Source organism: Sphingobacterium phlebotomi (assembly GCF_008180195.1).
Lineage (GTDB): Bacteria > Bacteroidota > Bacteroidia > Sphingobacteriales > Sphingobacteriaceae > Sphingobacterium > Sphingobacterium phlebotomi.
Map to the genome: position 1 here is coordinate 127,648 of NZ_VTAV01000010.1, position 13,885 is coordinate 141,532.

The 13,885-nt window shown below is 45.6% G+C and carries 12 protein-coding genes; 10 read left to right on the forward strand and 2 right to left on the reverse strand.

The features are described from left to right. The first annotated feature begins 235 nt into the window (after nucleotides 1-235). Nucleotides 236-529 carry a VOC family protein gene (locus FXV77_RS14350; protein WP_246162476.1) on the forward strand — a complete coding sequence of 98 codons (294 nt, stop codon included), beginning with the start codon at nucleotides 236-238 and terminating at the stop codon, nucleotides 527-529. Here FXV77_RS14350 and FXV77_RS14355 read toward each other — a convergent pair. Beyond that, nucleotides 524-1,546 (reverse strand): helix-turn-helix transcriptional regulator, encoded by a 1,023-nt coding sequence (locus FXV77_RS14355; RefSeq protein ID WP_148919918.1) that lies wholly within the window; start codon nucleotides 1,544-1,546, stop codon nucleotides 524-526. The two genes, FXV77_RS14350 and FXV77_RS14355, sit on opposite strands and share 6 nt — an antisense overlap. 159 nt (nucleotides 1,547-1,705) lie before the next feature. On the opposite strand from FXV77_RS14355, the gene FXV77_RS22165 reads away from it, so the two are divergent. Both FXV77_RS22165 and FXV77_RS14360 read left to right on the forward strand, forming a co-directional pair. Further along, a complete protein-coding gene (locus FXV77_RS22165; RefSeq protein WP_187444140.1) occupies nucleotides 1,706-1,873 on the forward strand; it encodes a hypothetical protein in 168 nt (55 codons plus the stop codon). Nucleotides 1,874-1,939: 66 nt separating this feature from the next. Continuing rightward, nucleotides 1,940-2,164, forward strand: a complete 225-nt coding sequence (locus FXV77_RS14360; RefSeq protein ID WP_148919919.1) for a helix-turn-helix domain-containing protein — start codon at nucleotides 1,940-1,942, stop codon at nucleotides 2,162-2,164. 99 nt (nucleotides 2,165-2,263) lie between these two features. Here the strand turns inward: FXV77_RS14360 and FXV77_RS22170 are convergent, their stop codons facing one another. Further along, the gene (locus FXV77_RS22170; RefSeq protein WP_187444141.1) at nucleotides 2,264-2,416 is read right to left on the reverse strand and encodes a hypothetical protein; all 153 of its coding nucleotides are present in this window, start codon (nucleotides 2,414-2,416) and stop codon (nucleotides 2,264-2,266) included. 64 nt (nucleotides 2,417-2,480) lie between these two features. On the opposite strand from FXV77_RS22170, the gene FXV77_RS14365 reads away from it, so the two are divergent. The 7 genes from FXV77_RS14365 to FXV77_RS14395 all read left to right on the forward strand — a co-directional run bounded on the left by FXV77_RS14365 (nucleotide 2,481) and on the right by FXV77_RS14395 (nucleotide 13,862). Continuing rightward, entirely contained in the window at nucleotides 2,481-2,765 is a 285-nt protein-coding gene (locus FXV77_RS14365) for a hypothetical protein (RefSeq protein WP_148919920.1), read from the forward strand. Between the two features lie 122 nt (nucleotides 2,766-2,887). Beyond that, nucleotides 2,888-4,453, forward strand: a complete 1,566-nt coding sequence (locus FXV77_RS14370) for a DUF4832 domain-containing protein (protein WP_148919921.1) — start codon at nucleotides 2,888-2,890, stop codon at nucleotides 4,451-4,453. A 46-nt stretch (nucleotides 4,454-4,499) separates the two neighbouring features. Further along, entirely contained in the window at nucleotides 4,500-7,565 is a 3,066-nt protein-coding gene (locus FXV77_RS14375; RefSeq protein ID WP_148919922.1) for a SusC/RagA family TonB-linked outer membrane protein, read from the forward strand. An 11-nt stretch (nucleotides 7,566-7,576) separates the two neighbouring features. Then, the gene (locus FXV77_RS14380; protein WP_148919923.1) at nucleotides 7,577-9,298 is read left to right on the forward strand and encodes a RagB/SusD family nutrient uptake outer membrane protein; all 1,722 of its coding nucleotides are present in this window, start codon (nucleotides 7,577-7,579) and stop codon (nucleotides 9,296-9,298) included. Between the two features lie 37 nt (nucleotides 9,299-9,335). Beyond that, nucleotides 9,336-10,973, forward strand: a complete 1,638-nt coding sequence (locus tag FXV77_RS14385; RefSeq protein WP_187444143.1) for a SusE domain-containing protein — start codon at nucleotides 9,336-9,338, stop codon at nucleotides 10,971-10,973. A gap of 42 nt (nucleotides 10,974-11,015) precedes the next feature. Further along, nucleotides 11,016-12,620 (forward strand): DUF4832 domain-containing protein, encoded by a 1,605-nt coding sequence (locus FXV77_RS14390; protein ID WP_222867799.1) that lies wholly within the window; start codon nucleotides 11,016-11,018, stop codon nucleotides 12,618-12,620. A 39-nt stretch (nucleotides 12,621-12,659) separates the two neighbouring features. Beyond that, nucleotides 12,660-13,862 carry a glycoside hydrolase family protein gene (locus FXV77_RS14395; RefSeq protein WP_148919926.1) on the forward strand — a complete coding sequence of 401 codons (1,203 nt, stop codon included), beginning with the start codon at nucleotides 12,660-12,662 and terminating at the stop codon, nucleotides 13,860-13,862. Nucleotides 13,863-13,885 lie beyond the last annotated feature (23 nt).

The following is a 13,885-nucleotide window of genomic DNA, read 5'->3' on the forward strand; positions in this document are numbered from 1 at the left end:
AACACCGCAAATTTTCGTCTGTACTGTTTTGTTTTCATGTTTACTTCATCAATCTGTGATACTTACAAAGCAAAACTAATACAGAATGCAGTGCAGGTGTTTGTCCGTTTTTGATATCTTGAATTATCCATTTTTGATTTGTAAATTGCAAAGACCTATTGAAGGAGCATGCCAAAGCAATCAGGTACTATGGAAGTAAAAAGAATAGTCGCTAATATCAGCACACAACAAATTGATGCTGCACAACATTTTTACGGAGAGGTGTATCTTGATGGATCATGGTTGGATAACGAGCTATGGCAATACGGAAACCATGCGTGTGCAGATAGCTGTTGCAACCGAAGGTGGATCAGGAACTGCCGTACCCGACCTATCCATCGAAGTGGATGATATCGAGGAAGCTTATGCGCGAATGAAAGAACATGGATACGAAATCGAATATGGTCTGGTCGATGAGCCGTGGGGCGTGCGTCGGTTTTATGTGAGAGATCCATTTGGAAAATTGATCAACATCCTGATGCATTTATAGCGAAACACGATAGTGTAAGCGATATAACTCATCCTTGTATGCACCCGGCGTTTGCCCGGTGTGCTTTTTAAAGAACCGGCTGAATGATGCGACGCTGGAAAATTGGCAACGCTCGGCAACATCGCCCAATTGCTGATAGTAGAGAAGCTCTTTTTTGCAACGCACAAGCAGAAAGCGATCTTTATAACTTCTGGGAGAAAGAAGCTTCTCGTCTTTAAATACACGACATAGATGAGCAGCAGTCACGCCCAGATCGTCGGCTACGTGCTGGATACTGAAGGCCTGCCCGTGGGTATGCACATAGGCTTTAACCAGCTCAATGGCATTATCGGCCAGATGTTGTACTGGGTTTATCTGTTCGTACTCCTCGTGGACCTTCAGTCTGGAAAGCTGTACCAGCCGGCTCAGTTCATCAAAAATGAAAGTCTCGTTATTGAAATCGCCTTTCGTTAAATTTTTACAGAGATGGGTAATATGGAGCCGGGTTTTCGGCCCAATGAGAAAATCGATGCTGTGGATCAGGCTTTTCGCGTTATTGCGATAGCCATCGATCACCTCATGTAAAAAACGAAAGCTGCGCTCATTGCCATCGCGAAAGATACCGCCATCGAAGTAAAACCCAAAGATTTGATGTTGCCCCCGAGAAAGTTCAACGTGATAATCGCCGGGAGGCACATACAGATAACGGGCGCGGCTTTGAGCAAGGGTGCAAACAAGATCAGCCCCAGCATCCCGGATCAGAATGTCGTCGTTTCCCTCGACGACATAGACCACATACAAATCCCCGATATCGACACGGACAGGAATAGTGACAACCTGCTCGAGCCATAGATCATAACCAAAGAGATAACCATGTTTGCCATCAAATTCTTGTGCAATGGCCCAATTTTCTTCTTTGGTATAGTACTGCTTGTCTGCGTGTCGGATGTTGAGCGAAGGTTTTGGCTGCTCGGACGCTTGATCGGTAATCGCTTGGCCAAAGTGAGCAAGGAAGTTGACGTGTAGGCCTTTTTTCATGATTTGGTGATGTAGATGTTTTACAAAAAAAATAGAAGCATAGATACCCGTCAAGTGACAGGGGTGACATGGAACAACAGGAAATCAGAAAGACTTTTAGCGAATGGTCGGCCAATGTTGGAATTGACCGGGTGACATCGGGATCCAAAAAAAGAAAAAATGAAAGAAAGAAAATTAACTAGCGCCCCCGCTGACGTACAGCGGATTCTAAAGCGGGCATCTAAAGGAAGGGCATATTCATTGGCGCAAGTAAGTGCGTTGGCAATAAGCATCATGAGAGAGGCTGGAAATTGTGAAATCGTGTTGCCGGGAATGGGACTGGTTTAGCGTAACATAACAGGGAGAACCTGCTGGACGGAAACCGTCTGCGCGGGCTCCCATTTATATATTGATGTGGAGTTACCGCAAAACTGTACGGCTGCTCCGAAACCGGACGAAATGCACACGTTGCTAACCCGAAAGGAAGTGATGCATAAGCTGAACATTAAAGATAGTACCTATACCCGTTGGGTAGACCGCGGTATCTTGGCGCCGCGGATTATGGGGACGCGGCATTTCTATACCGAAGATGATCTGGGAGGTGCTTTCGAGGAAAGCAAGCGCAAAGGCAAGCGTTGACATCATAGAGACTTTGTGCATCTGATTGGCGCAAGGGGAGGTACATCGATCATCGTGCTTCCCCTTTGTTTTTCCGTACGCCGGCGTCTTGACGGCGTACTACTTTGTTGGTGTGCCGGGCAAGGATGCGGTTCTTTTGTACGGGAAACGGATTTCGGCATACGCCGACACGGTGAAGATGACCATCTTGTTCATATCTCCATGCGGGGAAGCCGCACTTCCGTGTGCCGAGGTGATACTGTTGCCTTCCATAACCAATCTTCCGTCCTTCTAGGTAATTGCCTTGCCCAACGAAAATAAACTTCTGTGCAGCAAAGTGATTTCGGCATACGACAAGATGTTTGTCTTGGGCAAGGGATTTGTTGATCCATATGCCGACGTGAAAAAGATGGCCGGAAGTTTCATCGGGTTGGGCAACGAAGTGATTTCGGCGGACGACGACGTTACGCTCCTGCTCATCGATAGGGTACTTCCGTCCGCCGAAGCGATACTTCCGTCCGGGTTGCCGACGGAATTGTCGTCAGTTTCTGTTAAAATCTTCCTGCCGAGACCACTTTTATTGCTCGCTCCCCAATTTTTGAAAGGTGTATATAGATTTTAGAAAAAATATTTGGTATTTTATTTTTATTGCTTTATGTTTGCTTTATAGTTATAGACCACACCAGACCAGACTAATTTAAGGAAGGTTAGTCTAAGGGCCGGTATCTAAAAAATGAGGAATCAATGAAAGTACTATTACCACTGATAATAATTGTTTACAGCAGTTTTCTTTTCGGTCAATCGGCAGAGGAGCGTCTTTTTGAACTAGAACCTATAGCCACTCGTACGGTTGACGGCCGTATACCCATATCGCTAACTTACGATTCGACGTCGGTGCTCAGAAACCCTTTGAATGGTTGGGTGATGTACGCTGGCCGTACGGCAGAACCTACCTATTGGGACAAGGAATACTATGTAGATGAACTTCAAAAATTTGTTAAAGTAATTGATTACGCTTCTGCTTGTTATGTGAGAACCAGCTGGTCATCGTTGAACCCTAAGGAAGGAATATATACTTGGCGGGATACAACAACGCAAATAGGTCGGTTGATTCAAGGTGCAATGAAACGAGGAGTTCCAATTGCTTTCCGAATTGTAGTCGACGGACGCGACCAGGGAATGAATACGCCAAAGTTCGTGTTCGATGCCGGTGCGCGCTATTATATGGAAAATGATAAGCATCCGAATCGTTTGACACCACTGCCTCAAGACCCTATTTTTCAACGATATTATGAGCGGTTTATCAAAGCATTCGCGAAAGATTTCAACGATCCGGAGAGAGTCGCGTTTATTGATGCATATGGTTTAGGAAAGTGGGGAGAAGCGCATAATGTGGTATATGCGGAAACAGGAGAAGCTACCGAAGAGGAAGTGCAACAATGGAAGGAAGAGGTTTTTGGTTGGGTGACTGATGTGTACACAAAGTATTTTACAAAGGTTCCGCTAATTATCAATTATCATCGCTTGGTTGGGCATCCGCAGAGCTGGGGAGATCCAAATCCGAAAAGTGAAGAATTGTTGGAGAAAGCCATTGCAAAAGGTTACGGATTGCGGCAAGATGCTTTTGGAATGACTGAATACTACGCTGGTTGGGAGGAAGACTTTGCCGCCAAATGGAGGTACAAACGGCCTATTATTATGGAGGGGGGCTGGATTACCGCCGGACAGCACCGGTATTGGATTGATCCCAGCAAGAGATATCGTCAAGGGCATCCAGAGGATGTTCGGCAAGGAGAGTTTGATATCGCCGCTGCTGCGCATGTGAATATGATGGATTTTAGAGCGGGAGATACGGATTCATGGTTTGAATATGCTTTTCCGTTGGTCAAGCAGTTTACTGCTGAGGGCGGTTATAGGCTCTATCCGGAAGAAATTGTCTTGCCCAAAGTGATAAATAATAAAGGACTGGTTCATATCTCACATCGCTGGCAAAATAAAGGCTGGGGTTACTTCCCAAATAATATTCCGCAATGGAATTATAAATATAAGGTGGCTTTTGCGTTATTGGATGAGAATGGTTTGGCTAAGCAGGTATTTGTAGATGACAACTGTGAACCATCGGATTGGCGCCAAGGCGTTTCGGTAATATACGATTATAAGGCGCAGCTTAACGTGTCTAAAGGGCGATACAGCTGGGGATTGGCTATTGTCGATCGTACGAAAGCAGATCAACCGGCGATTCAACTTGCTGTTGATGGTGTATTAACCAGTGAGGGATGGTTAAAATTACAGGATGTTGAAGTACAATAATTTAAAAATCAAGTTAATCAATATAAACATTAATTAGTAATCCATTATGATAAAAAACAGAATACTTGTAACCCTACTGGGTGTGCTCTGCTCTATATGGGCTTTTGCACAACAGGGGGCGGAGGTACGTGGAACGGTTTCGAATAGTGAGGGACCGTTTCAAGGGGTGAGTGTTGTGGTGGCGGGAACGGATATAGCTACCGTAACCGATGAACAAGGGAGGTACAGCATTAAAGTCAAATCTACAGACGAATTGGTCTTTACGGCGATTGGCTATCTGGCTCAGCGTATCCGGGTTGCTGCGCAGACTACGGTCGATGTTTCATTAGTAGAAGAGGCCTCCGCATTGGATGAGGTCGTTGTTGTTGGTTACGGTGAGGTACGTAAGAAAGACTTAACCGGAGCGGTGAGCACAGCGAAAGGAGCCGATTTGGCGGAACGTAAAACGACAAACTTATCGTCTTCCTTGCAGGGGGCTATACCGGGTTTGATGGTTCGTCGTAGTAATAATGCGCCGGGTTCATCGGCGGGCAGCATGCATATTCGCGGGGTGACAACGATTGGAAACTCGGCGCCCTTGGTGATTATTGATGGTATCCCGGGAGATATTGATCACGTGAATCCTAACGATGTGGAAAGTGTTTCTGTATTAAAAGACGCGGCATCTTCGGCTATTTACGGCTCTCGTGCAGCAGCAGGGGTTATTTTAATTACCACCAAACGAGGTAGCCGAACGAATCTAAATCTAACCTATTCCGGTGAGTTTGGTGCAGAAATTCCTACCCTGCAGCCGGAGATGGTTGGTGTTACGCGATATCTTGAAATGTCAAACGAACTGCGCTATAATGACAATCAGGTTGGTGGATTCTATCAGGACTATAGCGCCGATCAAGTGAAAAATTGGATTAACAACAATATAACAGATCCTAATAATTATCCGCTTACCGATTGGCGAGGGCTGATTTTAGAAGACTATGCTCCAAGACAGACACATACTATTGGTGTATCGGGAGGAAATGATAAAGTGCGCAGTAAAGCGACATTGGCTTATGACGCTGTCGACGGTCTTTACGAGAAGCGATTTTTCAGACGTGTGATGCTTCGGGTAAATAATGATTTTACCATTAATGATATGATCAGTGCAACGCTGGATTTGAATGTGCGGAATGCGCGAAATCATACACCGCACTACACGCCACTATCCTTGCTACGACAGATGCCGGCTATCTATGCGGCAACTTGGGATGATGGTCGTATCGCCGAAGGAAAGTCAGGTGGAAATCCCTATGGATTGCTGCATTTGGGAGGTGATCGCGATTCCCGAAGCACACAATTTCGCGGTCGCGGCGTGATTGATATCAAACCTTTTGACGGATTTAAGGTATCGGCCATTGTTTCACCTTATATCAATTATGCGAAAAGTAAAGCGTTTCGCAAGGCAGCCTCATATACCTTGGCAACGGATCCGAGTGCTTTCGGTGGTTGGCTGGAAGATAATGCGAATCCCTATAGCACTACCAGCCTGAGCGAAGAACGCAATGATGATTATAACATCACCTCGCAGCTGATCGCAAACTACATGAAATCATTTGGTAAACACGACCTAACGGCGATGGTAGGGTATGAAAATTACTATCAGAAATGGGAAAATTTAGGTGCTTCAAGGGACCAGTATGTGTTGGATCAATATCCTTATCTGAATGTTGGCCCTTTAGACTATCGCGGAAATAGCGGTGATGCCGAAGCGTATGCCTACAATTCTTACTTCGGTCGACTGATTTATAGTTATGGGGATAGATACCTTTTGCAAGTGAATGCGCGTCGGGATGGTTCTTCACGCTTCCATAAGGATCATCGCTGGGGAACTTTTCCTTCATTTTCTGCAGGTTGGGTCATTAGTGAAGAATCTTTTTTGAAGAACGTGGACATCAATTGGTTGTCTTTTTTGAAATTGCGCGGATCTTGGGGCGCTCTTGGTAATGAGCGCATCGGTAGTTACTATCCGTATATGTCTTTACTGGCATTTGGTAACGCTCTATTTTATGAAAACGGAGCGACTGTAGCCAATACCACAGCGGCACAACGTACCTTGGCGGTGTCGGATATTTCTTGGGAGAAATCGCAATCGACTGATATTGGTCTTGACGTGGCATTTTTGGATAACCGGTTGACCGTTACGGCAGATTACTACTGGAAGCAAACGCAGGGTATGTTGCTGAATATTGATATTCCGGCTTCTGTGGGGCAAGGTATTTCAGAGATGAATGCTGGCGAAATGTCCACCAAAGGCTTTGATTTGGAACTCGGCTGGCGCGACCAAAAGGGGGATTGGAGCTATGGCGTGACGGCTAATTTATCCGACTTCTTATCGAAACTGGATGATATGAAAGATACGCGGGTCATCAGTGGAAATAAACTGAAAGAGGCCGGGGTTTACTTTAATGAATGGTATGGTTATAAAAGTGACGGACTTTTCCTGACGGAAGAAGAGGTAGCGAACTCGCCGAAATTGAATAATCAAATAAAAGTGGGCGATATCAAATACTTGGATATTTCAGGTCCAGAAGGGGTGCCGGATGGTATTATATCGGCGGAATATGATCGGGTGCCTCTGGGGAATTCATTGCCTCGTTACCAATATGGGGGAAGACTGTATGCTGGGTATAAGAACTTTAATCTCGCGATGACTTTTCAAGGCATTGGCAAACAAAGCGTGCGCTTGGAGCGCCAGATGGTTGAGCCACTGCGGGCAAATTTTGGTAATATTCCAGCGATTATTGATGGGAATTATTGGAGTCCGTTTAACACACCAGAAGAGAATGCAGCAGCGGCCTATCCTCGCTTGACACGCGCTAATGTGGAAGCGAATATGGCGATGTCGGATTATTGGTTATTCAACGGACGTTATTTCCGTTTGAAAAATATTACACTGGGTTATACCGTACCGAAGACTGTTACAGAGCGATTCAAGGTGCACAACTTGCAGGTTTACGCAAGTGCAAGTGATTTGTTTACCTGGAATAAATATCCTTCGGGCTGGGATCCGGAGATGGGGGTTAGTGATTACCCGATTACGACAACCGTGTTAATGGGGGTTTCCCTTGATTTCTAAACAATATAAATATGAAATACATAGTAAAAATATATGCACTAGGATTGTTGCTGATGCTGCAAGCCTGTCAGGACATGGATTTAGCACCACTTTCGGAAGGAAGTAGCGAAACCTGGTATTCAACCGAAACAGAATTGGATATGGCCGTAAATGAATTTTATATTCTCGGCTATTGGAATCAACCGTTGGAAAACTCAGACCAGTGGACGGATAATTTTTCGTATAGAAATACGCACCGCGTGGATATTCTCTACGGAACGCTAAACGGTGGTCAGTGGGAGGTGTACCGTCTTTGGGAACAGAGTTATAAATTGATAGCCCGTGCCAATGCGCTATTAGAGAGAATTGACGAAGCCGCTGCAGGCAACGTTAGTCCTGAAAAAATAGAGACATATAAGGCAGAAGCCTATTTCGCTCGGGCTTGTAAATACGCAGACTTGATCTGCTATTTCGGTGATGTAGTGTATTACGATCAGTCGCCTACATTGGAAGAGGCTTTTGAGAAAACGCGTACACCTAAAGATGAGGTCATCCCGTTGGTCTACGAGGATTTTGATCGAGCAGCAGCTGTTTTACCAGAGTCCTATCCAAACAGTGCGGTGCATTTTACGAAGGGAGCGGCTTATGCCATGAAAGCCAGGTTTGCGCTGTATATGGGCGACTGGGAGGTGGCTGCAACGGCGGCGAAAGCTTGTATCGATCTAGGGGTGTATGATTTACATCCAGATTTTGGGAACTTATTTTTGGCGGATACGAAATCGAATACTTCGGAAAAAATATTTGCTTTTCCGCGTTCCATTGCCAGCGGCGTTGTGCTGGATCAATGGGTTGTAAACAACGAACTCACGCGTAACCCTGGAGGCTATGGATCGTCTTGCCCTTCCTGGGATCTGATGGCGGCTTTCCTCTGTACGGACGGCTTGCCTATAGATGAGTCGCCATTGTTTGATCCACATAATCCTTTCGCGAATAGGGATCCGCGTTGTGCAAAGACTATCGTAGAGTTCGGGACGGTTCATGTTGGGTTTGATTATAACCCGCATCCGGAAGTGACACAGGTGATGAATTATAATACGGGCACCATGCAGGCGAATCAGGACAATCGAGCCATCAATCAGTATGCCTCGTATAACGCATTGAACTGGAAAAAAGGTATCAACGAACTATGGATCCAAAATGGCCGTACCGTGGAACGTGATTATGTGATGATGCGTTATGCGGATGTGTTATTGATGTATGCCGAGGCGAAGATTGAACTGAATCAAATTGACCAATCAGTATTGGACGCGATGAATGCGGTTCGTGCACGAGGATATGGCGTTCCTTTGACGGCGACAGACCAATATCCGGCCATTACGAGCATGGACCAAACAGCCTTGCGCAAAGAAGTCCGGTTGGAACGGCGGGTGGAACTAGCAAATGAAGGTTTGCGCTATATGGATCTAATTCGTTGGCGTTTGGCTACAAAGGCGTTGAATACGAAGAACTATGGTATTCTTTATCCTGCAGCAGATCTTATTAGTCAGGTAACTTCCAAAGGACATTGGTTTTGGGCATATACGCCTCAAATTGATGAAGATGGTATCGCTGATTTCTCTCAAATGGAAAATGCAGGATTGATTTCGGTATTGTCGCAACGTGTATGGGATGAACGTCAGTATCTATGGCCGCTACCTACACCTGAACTGGAAATATCACCAAATCTAAGAACGGATAATAACCCGGGATATTAGAATAAATATGCTAACAAATTCTATAAACCTTATGAATATGAAAATAAATAGAATAACGGAGAATGCTAAGCTTCTGGTGATGCTCATGGTGGGGATCGGCTTGGTGGCTTGCGAAAGATTAGATATTGACGATGCTTACTCTCGTCACGATTATACCTTGGCAATCGAGGCGTCCACTGATGAGGTGCTACTGGACGAAACTACGTCTGGTGATGTCGCATTGACCCTGAATTGGTCGGCTGCTGCAGATTTGGGGTTTGCGTATAGTACGTCCTATTATCTGGAAATGGAGCCATCGAGTGGGAGTGATAAGGGGGCAATTATTGAATATGTGGCGCAAGATGAAACATCGAAGAGCTTTACGCATGAAGAACTACAAGAGCTGCTGGTCGATTATTGGGAACGCCCTACCGGTGCTACAAGTACACTAAATGTGCGGATCACCTCGAATACGGAAGGACCGCGGGTGATTATCCCTGAAGTAGCGACGGTGCAAATTAAGATTAAAACCTTCGGTCCGAAACCTTTCTTGGCGGATCAGTTGTTTATGCGTGGAACAGCTGTGGGAGAGGAGGATATCGAGATGACTGCTGCTTCGGGGAATAGCAATCTCTTTATGTACACAGGAAATTTGTCTGCAGGAACCATCTTTTTCCCGATTATTTATGGCCTCGATGTAATGGAAAACGCAGTTGCTCCGTTGGAAGACGGTGGGCAGGTAACGACTTCACCGGCCGATATACAGGTGGTGGAATTAACGGAAGCGGGAGCTTGGCAGATCACAGAGGAAAATGAATATCGGGTGACGATTAATTTATCAACAAAGCAGCTTAGCATTGTGCCTGCCGGTGATGTGCTGGATTTGGATGCGCTATTTATTTCGGGCACGGCTGTGGATGGAGAAATGGAAATAAATCGAGCATTAGAAGACGAAAATGTGTATGCGTTTAGGGGGGAACTGAAAGCGGGTACACTCTATCTTCCTATAGAGTTTGAAGGCGAACGAATGCTCTCCATTGTTCCTGAATCGGGTGGCGTGCAAGCGATCTCAGATGGTGTGACGATCGGTTTTGGACAAGCAGAAACGGGCAGCGCACAAGCAGCTAACCACTGGGAGATTGCCTCGGCAGGGGTGTATCGTATTGTTGTCAATATACAGAATAAAGATGTTACCATTTACTCTCCGGAAACTGATCTCCAACCCAAAGTGGTTTCGTGGAACAACACGGTCATCGGACAAAATCCGTATACTGCACCGATAACAGAACTTTGGATGTATGGTGGATTTAATAGCTGGAGTGGAGATGGCAATGGTTTCAGTGGCTTCCACGATGATTTCAAAATGACCCAAAGTATGGCAAACCCGAATATCTTCGTGTATAATGGCGCTGCTTTGCCGAGGACTACAATCTCCGATGAACGTACTGGCGAAAGTCAAACCGGATCGCTGCGTTTCTCGGTATCCAATATTCATAACAATGTTTATGCGTTTGGTTCTACAGCGCCGGCACAGCGGAACGTGAGCAATGGTTATTTTACCGTGGATTCGAATACACCGCAAACGCTAGTCGAAGGACAAGGGGATAACCGCTATGCTTTCTTTAATATCCCATCAGGAACGAATTTCGTAGTCGTCGATGTGGAAAATCTAACGGTGGTTTTTGATACGAAATAGGTTGATCGGGATATAGTTTATAATAACATAAGGAGAATAATTATGAATACGATAAATAATAAAATACTTTCGATGGTGCTGGGATTGTTGCTCGTGTGTGGTCTCACGGCCTGTAGTGATAGTGAAAGCGTTTGGGGTGAACCATACGAAGATATAGATATATCGGGTAATATTTCGGTGAATGTCCTGCCGGAACGAAGGACCTTATTGCGAAATCCCATGAACGGTTGGGTAATATATGCAGGTTTAGGTGATGGCTTATCCGATACTTTCTGGGAGGACTATGATAATTTTCAGTCGACAAAAGGTCGTATAAAGGTTTCGGATTATGCAACGACGCTTTTTATTCGTGGTGCTTGGTCTGATTTTAATCCCGAGGAAGGCAGGTATGTATGGGATGAGGATTTGAATACGAAACCGGCTCAACGATTCAAGGATCTGGTGTCGGGCGCGCTGGAGCGAAACTTAAAGTTGGCATTTTCCTTTATCGTGGATAGCCGGGATAAACACTACAACTTCACGCCCCAGTATGTCATGGATTCCCCAGGCATCGAAGGGTACGAAACGACCACAGGTACCGCCAGTCATGTGTGGTCTCCCTACCCGGACAATGCGGTTTTTCAAAAACGCTATGCAGACTTTATAAATACTTTTGCGGAACGTTATGATGATCCTGATATGGTACAGTTTATCAGTGGAACCGGTTTAGGAAAATGGGGCGAGTCGCATAGTCTGCGTTACGCAACGGATGATGCCACGCCGCGGGAAGATGTGTTTGACTGGGTAACGAGTCTTTATGCGAGTGCCTTTAAACGTGTGCCCGTTATCGTGAATTATCACCGCACGATATTAGCACGCGGTGATTGGAGCGACGACCGGGATTTCCCAATTGCACAGCGTATGCTGGAAAGTGCAATTGAAAAGGGATTCTCCCTACGTCATGATGCTTTTGGTATGAAAAGTTACTACAAGGCTTGGGAACAAAATTTTGCGCGCAGGTATAATTATCAACGCCCTATTGTGGCCGAAGGCGGTTGGGTGAAAAATTCGCATGGTGGGTCGATTTCAGGTGACGGCTATAGCAGTTATGCGGATGTGCGTCGGGGTGAATTTGATGAGGCTAAAGGGGCAGCGGCCAATATGTTGGACCTTCGCTACAGTCGTGACATCGTTAACGGCGAAACGTTTTCTTGGTTCAATGAGGCTTTTTATTTGGTTGAGCAGTTTATCGCTGAAGGAGGCTATCGCCTGTACCCCGATCGGATATCCCTTCCAGAAAGAGTTCCCGCTGGCGCGAGCTTTCGTATCGGTCATCGTTGGCACAATCTAGGTTGGGGCTATTGTCCAACAAATATCCCGCAGTGGAACGATAAATATAAGGTGGCTTTTGCCCTGTTGGATAAGAATGATCTATTGCCTCAGACCATCATGGTTGATAACGCTCCAATGCTCTCGGAGTGGATCAAAGGTTATCCCAAAGGATATACTTTTTCCACCACGCTTACCAACGTAGGCCCCGGTGACTACTATTGGGCGATTGGTATTGTCGACGTGACCAAGAATAACGAGATTGGTATTCATATTGCGGCGAAAGAAAATATGACCGATGAAGGTTGGCTTCGCTTAAGTGAAGTAAATGTGCAATAACGTGACGAAACAATCGAGTAAAATCCCTAAAACAAGAATATGAATGTAACTAGAAAATACGTAGTAGCGGTGTTTTTGTCGCTTGTGACTTGGCTAGCGGTTTTTTCTCAAGAAGCCTACCTAACACCCAATCATTACCCCCAAGGTAGTCAGATTGAGCGGATACAGCAAGCCATTGACGAGGCGGTGAAAACGACAGGTAAGGTGATGATTCCGCGATACGATGTGGTAGAAGAGACAACTGTGTGGCGTATCGACGAAGCGATTTTACTTCCCTCCGATTTGGAACTGGAGCTCAACAATTGTACAATTAAACTGTCTGATTACTCTAGGGATAATTTTATCCGTTCTGCGAATGCCGGCTTAGGAATCAGCGATATCAAACCGCTTCGTAATATCCGCATTGTGGGCAAAGGGAATGTAGTGCTGGAAGGTGCCGACAATCCACGTTCAACCGGGGATCACAATAAGCGATTGTCCTTAAATCCAGGAAAAGGTTTTTCGCAGTCCTACGGCAGTGATGCCGGAAAACCCGGCGAAAATCAAAAAGGCGGTTGGCGAAATCACGGGATCATCCTGGCGCACGTTGATGGTTTTGAAATTACTGGAATTAAGCTGAAAGACTATCATGCGCATGGTATTGTTTTAGAACGGGCAAGAAATGGTTTGGTTCGCGATATTACTTTTGACGTGCGACAGGCTGTAAATATTGATGGAATGGATCGCACCGTGTTAAATCAGGACGGACTGGGCGTGCGGTTTGGTTGTCGGAACATCATCATAGATCGTTGCAAAGGTCGGAGTGGAGATGACTTTATCAATATTGGCTTGACGGATACGGGCGTTCCGGCCGGGAAGGAGAATGTTAATGTGGTGAGTGGCGCTGTCTATGCCGGGGCGCAGGATGATATCGCCAATATTTATTTGCAGAATTGGCAAGACTTCTATTCCATATCGCATAGGGCAATTCGGATCATGCCTATAGGAAACTTGAACATCCGCAACGTCTTTATCGAAAATATGACGATTAATCCGGCCTCAAAACAAGGGTTAGTCGTGGAACATACCCATAATATTAAAGGGCTGATGGTGCGAAATATGGTGACGTACTCGCCTGTGCTTGCACAAGGAATTGTGGAGGCCAGCTTTCGCGATATTTTTTATATCGGCGATGGTTCCCCGATTGACGTGGAATGCGGAGAAACGGTTGTCATAGATAACGTGAAGAATGTTCAAAATTAGGTTGGTCGTTGAATACAATAAAA

Coding starts and splice junctions, on each gene's coding strand:
- FXV77_RS14350 (WP_246162476.1), top strand. CDS start 236: ATGCTGCACAACATTTTTACGGAGAGGTGTATCTTGATGGATCATGGT.
- FXV77_RS14355 (WP_148919918.1), bottom strand. CDS start 1,546: ATGAAAAAAGGCCTACACGTCAACTTCCTTGCTCACTTTGGCCAAGCG.
- FXV77_RS22165 (WP_187444140.1), top strand. CDS start 1,706: ATGAAAGAAAGAAAATTAACTAGCGCCCCCGCTGACGTACAGCGGATT.
- FXV77_RS22170 (WP_187444141.1), bottom strand. CDS start 2,416: ATGGAAGGCAACAGTATCACCTCGGCACACGGAAGTGCGGCTTCCCCG.
- FXV77_RS14370 (WP_148919921.1), top strand. CDS start 2,888: ATGAAAGTACTATTACCACTGATAATAATTGTTTACAGCAGTTTTCTT.
- FXV77_RS14375 (WP_148919922.1), top strand. CDS start 4,500: ATGATAAAAAACAGAATACTTGTAACCCTACTGGGTGTGCTCTGCTCT.
- FXV77_RS14380 (WP_148919923.1), top strand. CDS start 7,577: ATGAAATACATAGTAAAAATATATGCACTAGGATTGTTGCTGATGCTG.
- FXV77_RS14385 (WP_187444143.1), top strand. CDS start 9,336: ATGAAAATAAATAGAATAACGGAGAATGCTAAGCTTCTGGTGATGCTC.
- FXV77_RS14390 (WP_222867799.1), top strand. CDS start 11,016: ATGAATACGATAAATAATAAAATACTTTCGATGGTGCTGGGATTGTTG.
- FXV77_RS14395 (WP_148919926.1), top strand. CDS start 12,660: ATGAATGTAACTAGAAAATACGTAGTAGCGGTGTTTTTGTCGCTTGTG.